Here is a 9,476-nt window from a genome sequence, read left to right as displayed (position 1 = left end):
GAGGTAGATGTGGGGCGGGGACAAGGTGTTGTTTTCTTTGGGGATGCGCCATCCTCCATACTCTACACTGACGCGGTCCTCGGCGGCGTCATGTGTGTATAAGAGTCAGGGTGAGACCCGCGATCTGGGCCGGCAGCGCGAGCCGAACCTGTTCCGCAGCCTGGTCGGCACCAGTCGCGCGATTCAGAACGTGCGGCAGATGATGCATCAGGTCGCCGACACCGAAGCCAGCGTGTTGATTCTCGGCGAATCCGGAACCGGCAAGGAGGTGGTGGCCCGCAACCTGCACTATCACTCCAAGCGCCGCGGCGCGCCGTTCGTGCCAGTCAATTGCGGGGCCATTCCGGCCGAATTGCTGGAGAGCGAGCTGTTCGGCCACGAGAAGGGCGCGTTCACCGGTGCCATCTCCAATCGCATCGGGCGTTTCGAGCTGGCCCAGGGCGGCACCCTGTTCCTCGACGAGATCGGCGACATGCCGCTGGCCATGCAGGTCAAGCTGCTGCGCGTGCTGCAGGAGCGAACCTTCGAGCGCGTGGGCAGCAACAAGACGCAGCAGGCCGATGTGCGCATCATCGCCGCGACCCACAAGAACCTGGAGCAGATGATCGCCGAAGGCGCCTTCCGCGAGGATCTGTACTACCGCCTCAATGTCTTCCCCATCGACATGGCTCCCCTGCGCGAGCGGGTGGAAGACATCCCGGTGCTGATCAACGAGCTGATACTGCGCATGGAGCACGAGAAACGCGGCTCCATTCGCTTCAACTCGGCCGCGATCATGTCGCTGTGCCGCCACGACTGGCCGGGCAACGTGCGTGAGCTGGCCAACCTGGTCGAACGCATGGCGATCATGTACCCGTATGGGGTGATCGGTGTGTCCGAGCTGCCAAAGAAGTTTCGGCACGTGGACGACGAGGAAGAGCACTTCACGGCGTCGATCCGCGAGGAGTTGGAGGAGCGGGCGGCCATCGGTGGTGCCGTGCAGCCAGCCCTGTCGGCCACTGCCACACTGCCGCCCGAGGGGCTGGATCTCAAGGAGTATCTGGGCAACCTGGAGCAGGGCTTGATCCAGCAGGCCCTGGACGAGGCCGGCGGCGTTGTCGCCCGGGCCGCCGAGCGCCTGCGCATCCGCCGCACCACGCTGGTGGAGAAGATGCGCAAGTACGGCATGAGTCGCCGCGAAGACGAGGCCTGAAGGTTTTCTTCGCCCTCTCCCGCAAGGGGAGAGGGCGCCGTCGCGGCTAAAGCCCCTCCCCCAAAAGCGAAAGCCTGCACACATCCCTAGGAGCGGGTTCAGTCGCGAGCTTCTGGAGCATCGCGGCTGAACCCGCTCCTACCCGAATCCTATGCCTGTTCCTGATCCAGCTGCTTGCTCTTCCAGCCCTGGCCGCCTGGCAGCAGCAGGTTGAGCAGCAGGGCGGTCAGCGCCGCCAGCGAGATGCCGGACAGGGCGAACTCCGGGGTGCCCAGCTTCATGCCGCCAATGCCGAACACCAGCGTCACCGAGACGATGATCAGGTTGCGCGGCTGGGACAGGTCCACCTGGTTGCGGATCAGGGTGTTCAGGCCGACCACGGCAATGGAGCCGAACAGCAGGCAGAGGATGCCGCCCATCACCGGAACCGGGATGCTCTGCAGCGCTGCGCCGAACTTGCCCACGAAGGCCATCAGGATGGCGAACACGGCTGCCCAGGTCATGACCTTCGGGTTGTAGTTCTTGGTCAGCATCACGGCGCCGGTCACTTCCGCATAAGTCGTGTTCGGCGGGCCGCCGAACAGGCCGGCTGCCGAGGTCGCCAGGCCGTCGCCGAGCAGGGTGCGGTGCAGGCCGGGCTTCTGGATGAAGTTCTTGCCGGTCACCGAGCCGATGGCGACCACGCCGCCAATGTGTTCGATGGCCGGGGCGAGCGCCACCGGCAGCATGTAAAGAATGGCCCCCCAGTGGAATTCTGGCGCGACGAAGTTCGGCAGGGCCAGCCAGGGCGCGGCGGCGATGCCGGAGGTGTCGATGATTCCGAAGGCGGCGGACAGGGCGCAGCCCACCACGATGCCGGCCAGAATCGGCACCAGGCGGAATAGCCCGCGTCCCAGCGTGGCGACCAGCAGCGTGGCAAGCAGCGAGGCCATCGAAATGGTGATGGCGGTCGCGTAGGGGATGGCGTTCTCGCCGCTTCCACCCATGGCCATGCCCACCGCGACCGGCGACAGGGCCAGGCCGATGGAGATGATCACCGGAGCGATGACCACCGGCGGCAGCAGTCGGTCGATGAAGCCGGCGCCGCGCAGTTTCACCGCGAAACTGAGCAAGACATACACAACGCCGGCGGCGATGATGCCGCCCAATACGGCCGGCAGACCCACTTCACCCTTGATCGCCATGATCGGTGCGATGAAGGCGAAGCTGGAGGCCAGGAACACCGGCACCTCGCGGCGGGTCACCAGCTGGAACAGCAGGGTGCCGATGCCCGCGGTGAACAGCGCCACGTTGGGGTCCATGCCGGTCAGCAGCGGCATGAGCACCAGGGCGCCGAAGGCCACGAACAGCATCTGCGCGCCGGCAATCCCCTGGCGCAAAATCGGGTCCTTGAAAGTGTCGCTCATGCTCAGCTGTCCTTTTGCTTGGTGCCGAAGATCTTGTCGCCGGCATCGCCCAGGCCGGGAATGATGTAGCCGTGTTCGTTAAGCCCCTGGTCGATGGAGGCGGTGAAGATCTGCACGTCCGGGTGGGCCTTTTCCACCACCGCGATGCCTTCCGGCGCAGCCACCAGCACCATGGCGCGGATTTCCTTGCAGCCGGCCTTCTTCAGCAGGTCGATGGTGGCGACCATCGAGCCGCCGGTGGCCAGCATGGGATCGATGATCAGCGCCAGGCGCTCGTCGATTTCCGGCGCCAGCTTTTCCAGGTAGGTGTGTGCCTGCAGGGTTTCCTCGTTGCGGGCGATGCCCACCGCGCTCACCTTGGCGCTGGGAATCAGCTGGAGCACGCCATCCAGCATGCCGATGCCGGCACGCAGGATCGGTACCACGGTAATTTTCTTGCCGGCGATCTTCTCGACGGTGACCGTGCCGTTCCAGCCCTGGATCTCGTAGTTCTCCAGTGGCAGATCATTGGTCGCTTCGTAGGTGAGCAGGGCGCCCACTTCCTGGGCAAGTTCGCGGAAATTCTTGGTGCTGATATCGGCCCGGCGCATCAGGCCGAGCTTGTGGCGGATCAGCGGGTGGCGGATCTCTCGGATAGGCATGGAGGTTCTCCGGCAGGGGGCGGGCAAAAAATCGCGCTAGGGTAAAGCAAATAGCATGCAGGTATCAGCAAAAAAACGGTCTTTGTCGGTGGCTGCGGCAGATTCTCGTCAAGGGGGGGCGCTTCACGAAGACTGTACGCAACCGGTGAGCACCGAAACTTGCCTGATGGCTGCTCGGGGCATACCTTTCGCGCTTCGTTTTTGCCGAATCCCAGCAGCAAGAGGATTTTTTTCATGCCCGATCTCGCCCACATTCGCCAGGTGATGGCCGAAGCCGACTGTCTGTACAGCAATGCGCAAATCGAGGCCGCCATCAGTCGGGTGGCCGAGGACATCAACACCAACCTGGCCGAACGCAATCCGGTGGTGTTCTGCGTGATGAACGGTGGGCTGATTTTTGCCGGCAAGCTGCTGACCCAACTGGATTTCCCGCTCGAGCTTTCCTATCTGCACGCTACGCGCTACCGCAACGAAACCAGCGGCGGCGAACTGTTCTGGAAAGCCAAGCCGGAAGTGTCGTTCATGGACCGCGACGTGCTGATCATCGACGACATTCTCGACGAAGGGCACACCCTGGCGGCGATCGTCGACTTCTGCCGGCATGCCGGTGCCCGCGAGGTGCACACCGCCGTACTGATCGACAAGGTTCATGACCGCAAGGCCCGTCCGGACCTGAAGGCCGATTATGTCGGTCTGCCCTGCGAGGATCGCTACATCTTCGGCTACGGCATGGACTACAAGGGTTACTGGCGCAACGCCGCGGGCATTTTCGCCGTCAAGGGCCTGTAACCGGCTTATTGGGCAGCTGCCCCTACGGCAGCAACCACAACCGCCGCTCCCCGTACACGTGGGTCTGGTTATCTGCGCGGAAGGGAAACACCTGATAGTCGGCGTCCAGCCACGCCTGAATGCCGTCTGCGTAATGCGGGCTGGCAGGATTGCCGGACTGGCCGCTGCTGTTGAGGCCTTGCATAGGCTCCTCCGCCGCGAAATCCACGACGATGCGCATGGCCGGGATCAACCAGGTGTCGAAGGATTCGCCCCAGCGATAGGCTGCCACGTTCAGGGTGCTGTGATCGCCGCCGGCCGGATACGGACCGCGATCCACGTAACCGGCAAGTGCCTGCAGGCCATGGCGCTGGGTGAAGCCCAGGTAGGGGGCCAGCTTGCTGCCGTCGGTGACCCAGTGGTAGCGGTGCAGCGCATCCCAGCGCCAGGCTTCGCGATCGGTGCCCAATCGCTGCTCCAGCAACGCCGTGGCGGCCGCCAGGCTGCGGGCCAGGATGGCGGGCTTGTCCTCGGCTTCCGGAGTGCTCGTGTCGTCCCAGAACGGGCTGTCGTCGCGTCCCAGCAGGTGGTCGGCCTGGGCCGAGTAGGACGTGTTGGCGGCCTGCACCAGCGCTTGCCAAGCCGGATCATCTTCCGGTCCCAGTTCGTCGAGGAAGATCTGCCGCGCGCTTTCATGCAGGAAGGCGGCGTAGAGTGCGGCATCCGCCGAATCGGCCGTCAGCGCGCCGTCGAAGGCCAGCAGGCGTTCCAGGGCCTCACGGGCACGGGATTGTTCGGGGGGCGCCAGGGCCAGCAGCGCGCTTTCCAGCGCTTCGGCCATGGCGGGCGCGCGCAGCATGGCCTGCAGCTTGAGGACGAATGGGCTGGTCTGGTCGTACTGCAGGGCAATCATGCTGTCGCGATCATGGGGGCCAGCGGCCAGCACCTGGGCCAGGCGCTCGGCGCGCTCCGGGTAATACCAGGAGCTGCTCAGGCGCACCGGAAAGTCCGCCGGCACGCTGCGATGGTTCGCCGTCCCCAGCCAGCCGCTCTTCGGATTCCGGGCGCTGGGGTGACGAGCCGGGTCGACATAGCCCTTCCAGCCGTAGCGGTCGTCCCAGCCCGGCGAGGGCAGCAGTCCCTGCCCGCGGGCGCGTTGCGGATAGCGTCCGGTGACCTGCCAGCCGATGCTGTCGGCATCGGCGAACAGGATGTTCAGCGCCATGGCGCGCACGCCACGGCTGGCCTCGAAGGCGTCGGTCACCGATTTGGCGCGCGACAGGGCGAAGAACGCATCCACGCTCTGGTCAGTCTCGTTCTGAATGCTGCGGTAGGCCAGCCCGTAGCCGCTCTGCAGGGCTCGGGGTTGCAGCATATGGCGGGGTTCGGTCAGCACGGCATTGAGCAGCGGACCGTTGCGTGTTTCGTGGATGATCTCGCTGACCGGTTGCTGCCCTTTGATGATGAAGGTTTCCCGGCGCTGCCGGGTGGGTTGCCACTCGCCTTCGGCCAGGTAGAGCCATTGTCCGTCACGCCCCTCGACCAGTTGCTCCAGGAACAGATCCTGGTTGTCGCCCATGACCATGGTCATGCCCCAGGCCAGCGAGCCGTTGAAGCCTGCGACCACGGCCGGGAGGCCGGCGATGGCGACGCCGGCGCCCTGCAGCTCCGGCGTGCGCAGGTGCACATAGTTCCAGTAGGACGGCATGGCCAGCGGCAGATGGGTGTCGTTGGCCAGCAGGCTCTTTCCGGCCGTGCTTCGGGCGGGGGCAACGGCCCAGTTGTTGGACGCGGCGGCCCCCAGCAGACGGGTTGCGGCGATCTTCTGGCCGGTTGCAGCCAGCTCCCCGAGGCCGGGAATGTGTGCTTGCAGCGTCAACTCGGCCAGCTTGGCCGTTTCATCGAAGGGCAGGGGTTCGTCGGGATAGACAGGCAGCAGCCAGGCCAGCCGTTCTGTGCCTACCCGCTGGGCCAGCGCCAGCGCGGCGATTTCTTCCTGCAGGTTGGCGGCCAGCCCGAAGTTGAGCAGGCAGAACACCAGGAGCGAGGCCCTCGGGGTCCAGGGCTCGGGGTGGTGTCCGGCGGCGTCCAGATCCAGGGGCAGGCGCCCCTGGTGGAGGGCCAGGTAACGGTTCACGCCCTGCGCATAGCGTTCCAGCAGGTGCATGACCTCGGGGGACACGCCACGTTGCAGCGCCTTGGCGGCCCGTTCCAGATCCACGGTGCGCATGAAACGGTCGATGTCCAGCACGCCGGCACCCAGCATCTCGGCGAGCCGCCCGGCGGCCATCAGCCGCATGCCCTCCATCTGCGCCAGGCGGTCGGTGGCATGCACGTAGCCGAGGGCGAATGAGGCATCGGCCAGGCTGTCGGCTTCGATGAAGGGCATGCCCAGCGCGTTGCGGCGCACCGACACAGGCTTATGCAGTCCTTCGAGGGTGATGCTGCCTTGTTCTGGCGGCAGGGTATCGCGATAGTGGCCGTCGAGCAGCGCATGACAGCCGCCCACCGCCAGCAGGAGTGTCAGGGCAAGGGCGCGAAGCAGAGGCGGGGTCATAAAAGCATCCATGCGGGGAGGGCGGACACCATTTCCATGGCCACCCTGTCAAAACAACCTGACCGCTCAGCGTCAGGCGTACCCAGATTAGCCCAGTCGCTGCTCCAGCAGCCATTTCGCAGCCGTCCGCAGCGCCTCGCCATGTTCGCGCTCCAGGGCGGCGAAACGGCTGCGGTATTGGGTGCGTTCCTCGGCGCTCAGTGCCTGCCAGGCGGCATGGGTGGGCACGTCGGCGGTGGCGGCGTAGAGGCTGTGGAACACGGCGCTGTGAGCGCTCTGGCTGAGCGTGGTGTTGTAGTTGTCGATCAGCACCTTGATGCGGATCGCGCCTTCGATCATCGGTAACTGGCCGTCAAGCAGGCTGCTGGCGAGGATGCGCAAATCCTCGCCGAGCCGCTCGCGCTGTTGGCGGTCCTGTGCCTGTTGCTGGCGCTGGCGCTGCCAGACCTGCCGCCACAACCACAGGGCATAGCCTGCCAGCAGGCCAATGATCGCCAGCGCGGCGATCAGCAGTGGCAGCGGGAACTCAGGCACCGTGGCACTTCTTGTATTTCTTCTGGCTGCCGCAGGGGCAAGGGTCGTTGCGGCCGATGGCCTTCAGCGGGTTGCGTGTCGGCTCCTGCGGGGCATGGTTGCAGTGCGGGCCGTGCACATGGCCGTGATCATGCTCATGGTCGTGGTCGTGGTCGCAGTGCGGACCGTGGACATGGGGTTGTTGCGTCATGGAGCTACTCCGGTATGTGGTCGCGGGGGATTATCTCGCCGCTGCGGGAAAACCGCACGTCCCGTCCGAACAGCAGCCCGGCCTTCAGAGTGCCCTCCAGCCGGTACTGCACGGGCTGGTCGGGTTTCTCCAGGAGCCGGGTGATCTCGCGAATATGCCGCCACAGGTTGGTGTGCAGGTTGGCGCCGAAGCGACGCACGTCATTGCCCGGAACGATCAGGGAGCGTTCATCCTGGTTCCGCGCCAGGGGAATGTCATTGAGAAACAGGCTGTAGCTCAGGTTGCGCACCGGCAGGCTGCGGGAGTTCGGATTGCTGATCTCGAAATGCAGGCGAAACAGTTGTTCGTCGAGACGCGCTTCGATGGTTTCCACCCGCAGCAGGCGGATTTCCGGATCCTGGAAGGAGCCGCTCATCCAGGTGGAGCAGCCGCCTAGCAGGGCGAGACCGAGCAGCAGGCTGGCGACGAGTGCGTTCTTGGCCAGGGGCATGGGCATGGGACACGGCTGTGAAGTGCGCTCGATTGTAGCGGCCGGCCGCCAGTATTCCTACCGTAATGGTCAGAGGATCAAAGGTAAGAAGCACAACATTTCTTGAACTTCAGCCCACTTCCACAGGGACAGGGGTCGTTACGGCCGGCCTGCAGCGGTACGGTGGGATCGATGAAGTACCAGCGGCCGTCACGCTGCACGAAAGCCGAGCATTCTCGGTGGCTGTGATCGCCGTTTGCATCGTGCCAGCGGGCAGTAAAGGTCACACGCGCGTGTTCGGGGGTACCGCCCAGCACCTCGGCCTGCTCCACCTCCAGGCCGAGCCATACGCTCTGCGCGCTCCAGGCTGCCATGGCCTCACGGTCCAGGCCCGCCTGCTGTGCCGGCAGGGTGGTGGTGACCAGGTAATCGATCAGACCCAGAACGTAGGCGCTGTAGCGCGAGCGCATCAGCTGCTCGGCGCTGGGGGCCGGCAGGCCGGCGTGATGGCGGCCGCAACAGGTGGACAGCGGCTTGTCGCTGGTGCAGGGACAGGCGGGGGACATGGTGCTCACTCGCGTTCGACTCGGGTGCCAATCATAGGTGAAGGCGGGCGCCGAGCGGGACGCGCAAGTGTCCGCGCGTGCCATTGGTCGTAAGTGCCTGCCGCCTGCGTCTGCGAGTCCCTGGGTGTGATGAAGTTGTCTCGGGTGCTGTGCGCTAGCGCGCATTCAATGTGCTGCTTAACTCACTGGCTATCGGCAACACCGATTATCCAGGAGAACGTGATGAGCATCGTTAGAAACGCGATACCGTTGGTGGTGCTGACCGGCGTGCTGAGTGGCTGCGCCGGCATGCAGAAGAGCGACTGGCCGACCTGCGCGGCGGTCGGCGGCGTTACGGGAGCGGCGCTCGGCGCCTTCGAGAGCAGCAGCTACGCGGGTTGGGGCGCGTTGATCGCCGCTGCCACGGCGGGCGGCTATTGCTGGGCGCAAGGCCAGGGCCAGGAACAGGAGGTCGTGACGCTGGTGGAGGTCGAAGAGGAAATCATCGAGCCAGCACCCGCGGAGACCCTGCGGGTCGAGCTGGATGTGAAATTCGATTTCGACCGTCAGGTCGTCAAGCCGGAAAGCTACGCGGATATCCGCGACGTAGCGGAGTTCATGAAGCAGTTCCCGCAGACCACCACGGTGGTGGAAGGACACACCGATTCGGTGGGCACCGAGGCCTACAACCAGAGTCTTTCCGAGCGTCGGGCCATGGCCGTGCGTGAAGTGCTGGTGAGCGAGTTCGGCATCCAGCCCGGCCGGGTCGATGCCATTGGCTTCGGCGAGGCCCGCCCGGTGGCGGACAATGACAGCGAGGAAGGTCGGGCCATCAACCGCCGCGTGGAAGCGGTGGTCGAGGCGCGAGTGGAATAAGACGCTGCCGGGGGCATGTGGGCGCGGACTTGTCCGCGAGCTTTTTTCGGGCGCCTCTGGCCGGACGCCCCAAAGCTCGCGAATGAATTCGCTCCTTCGGGGCTCCGTGCAGGCCGCCGCCTGTTTGTGGGAGCGGAAACCCCGGTACCAGTCCCTTATACACATTGGAAGCTGCTGACGCCTCACTACGCGTCGCTCGTGGAGGTGCCAGTATTCTTTACAAAATAAAAATCAGACCGCCTGCTATCTGCAACACAACCCTTCTCATACTACCACACTCAACCCTCTCACTAACCAT

Annotated in this window: 9 protein-coding genes and 1 pseudogene; 3 read left to right on the top strand and 7 right to left on the bottom strand. The window is 64.9% G+C overall.

Annotated features, from left to right (window positions below):
- Window positions 1-118: 118 nt before the first annotated feature.
- Window positions 119-1,192, top strand: a pseudogene (locus SF06_RS17550) (sigma-54 interaction domain-containing protein); the annotation flags it as partial.
- Between the two features lie 149 nt (window positions 1,193-1,341).
- On the opposite strand, the gene SF06_RS17545 reads toward SF06_RS17550, so the two are convergent.
- Together SF06_RS17545 and upp are read right to left on the bottom strand one after the other, a co-directional pair.
- The gene (locus tag SF06_RS17545; protein ID WP_039562924.1) at window positions 1,342-2,598 is read right to left on the bottom strand and encodes a uracil-xanthine permease family protein; all 1,257 of its coding nucleotides are present in this window, start codon (window positions 2,596-2,598) and stop codon (window positions 1,342-1,344) included.
- A gap of 2 nt (window positions 2,599-2,600) precedes the next feature.
- The gene (gene upp, locus SF06_RS17540) at window positions 2,601-3,239 is read right to left on the bottom strand and encodes a uracil phosphoribosyltransferase (RefSeq protein ID WP_027589409.1); all 639 of its coding nucleotides are present in this window, start codon (window positions 3,237-3,239) and stop codon (window positions 2,601-2,603) included.
- Window positions 3,240-3,473: 234 nt separating this feature from the next.
- Between upp and SF06_RS17535 the strand changes: the two genes are divergently transcribed.
- Entirely contained in the window at window positions 3,474-4,028 is a 555-nt protein-coding gene (locus tag SF06_RS17535) for a hypoxanthine-guanine phosphoribosyltransferase (protein WP_027589408.1), read from the top strand.
- Window positions 4,029-4,050: 22 nt separating this feature from the next.
- On the opposite strand, the gene SF06_RS17530 is transcribed toward SF06_RS17535, so the two are convergent.
- From SF06_RS17530 to SF06_RS17510, 5 genes are all read right to left on the bottom strand, one after another.
- Entirely contained in the window at window positions 4,051-6,564 is a 2,514-nt protein-coding gene (locus SF06_RS17530) for a penicillin acylase family protein (RefSeq protein ID WP_234703348.1), read from the bottom strand.
- An 87-nt stretch (window positions 6,565-6,651) separates the two neighbouring features.
- Window positions 6,652-7,098, bottom strand: a complete 447-nt coding sequence (locus tag SF06_RS17525) for a DUF2489 domain-containing protein (RefSeq protein WP_175610514.1) — start codon at window positions 7,096-7,098, stop codon at window positions 6,652-6,654.
- Window positions 7,091-7,288, bottom strand: coding sequence for an SEC-C metal-binding domain-containing protein (locus tag SF06_RS17520; RefSeq protein ID WP_039562921.1), 198 nt, complete (start codon window positions 7,286-7,288; stop codon window positions 7,091-7,093). The genes SF06_RS17525 and SF06_RS17520 overlap by 8 nt, the downstream gene beginning before the upstream one ends.
- 4 nt (window positions 7,289-7,292) lie before the next feature.
- A complete protein-coding gene (locus SF06_RS17515; protein ID WP_051587329.1) occupies window positions 7,293-7,784 on the bottom strand; it encodes an LEA/WHy family protein in 492 nt (163 codons plus the stop codon).
- Between the two features lie 71 nt (window positions 7,785-7,855).
- Window positions 7,856-8,323, bottom strand: a complete 468-nt coding sequence (locus tag SF06_RS17510) for a YchJ family protein (RefSeq protein ID WP_039562920.1) — start codon at window positions 8,321-8,323, stop codon at window positions 7,856-7,858.
- Window positions 8,324-8,545: 222 nt separating this feature from the next.
- Here SF06_RS17510 and SF06_RS17505 point away from each other — a divergent pair, with 222 nt between their 5' ends.
- Entirely contained in the window at window positions 8,546-9,178 is a 633-nt protein-coding gene (locus SF06_RS17505) for an OmpA family protein (RefSeq protein WP_076380966.1), read from the top strand.
- The last annotated feature ends 298 nt before the right edge of the window (window positions 9,179-9,476 follow it).

The organism is Pseudomonas flexibilis (genome assembly GCF_000802425.1).
Taxonomy (GTDB): domain Bacteria; phylum Pseudomonadota; class Gammaproteobacteria; order Pseudomonadales; family Pseudomonadaceae; genus Serpens; species Serpens flexibilis.
Note: the sequence above shows the minus strand (reverse complement) of the source record. Positions and strands in the feature narration are given on the sequence as shown.

Bases quoted from the DNA above. Each gene is read 5' to 3' on its own strand.
- SF06_RS17515 (WP_051587329.1), bottom strand. From the start codon at position 7,784: ATGCCCATGCCCCTGGCCAAGAACGCACTCGTCGCCAGCCTGCTGCTC.
- upp (WP_027589409.1), bottom strand. From the start codon at position 3,239: ATGCCTATCCGAGAGATCCGCCACCCGCTGATCCGCCACAAGCTCGGC.
- SF06_RS17520 (WP_039562921.1), bottom strand. From the start codon at position 7,288: ATGACGCAACAACCCCATGTCCACGGTCCGCACTGCGACCACGACCAC.
- SF06_RS17545 (WP_039562924.1), bottom strand. From the start codon at position 2,598: ATGAGCGACACTTTCAAGGACCCGATTTTGCGCCAGGGGATTGCCGGC.
- SF06_RS17530 (WP_234703348.1), bottom strand. From the start codon at position 6,564: ATGACCCCGCCTCTGCTTCGCGCCCTTGCCCTGACACTCCTGCTGGCG.
- SF06_RS17505 (WP_076380966.1), top strand. From the start codon at position 8,546: ATGAGCATCGTTAGAAACGCGATACCGTTGGTGGTGCTGACCGGCGTG.
- SF06_RS17510 (WP_039562920.1), bottom strand. From the start codon at position 8,323: ATGTCCCCCGCCTGTCCCTGCACCAGCGACAAGCCGCTGTCCACCTGT.
- SF06_RS17535 (WP_027589408.1), top strand. From the start codon at position 3,474: ATGCCCGATCTCGCCCACATTCGCCAGGTGATGGCCGAAGCCGACTGT.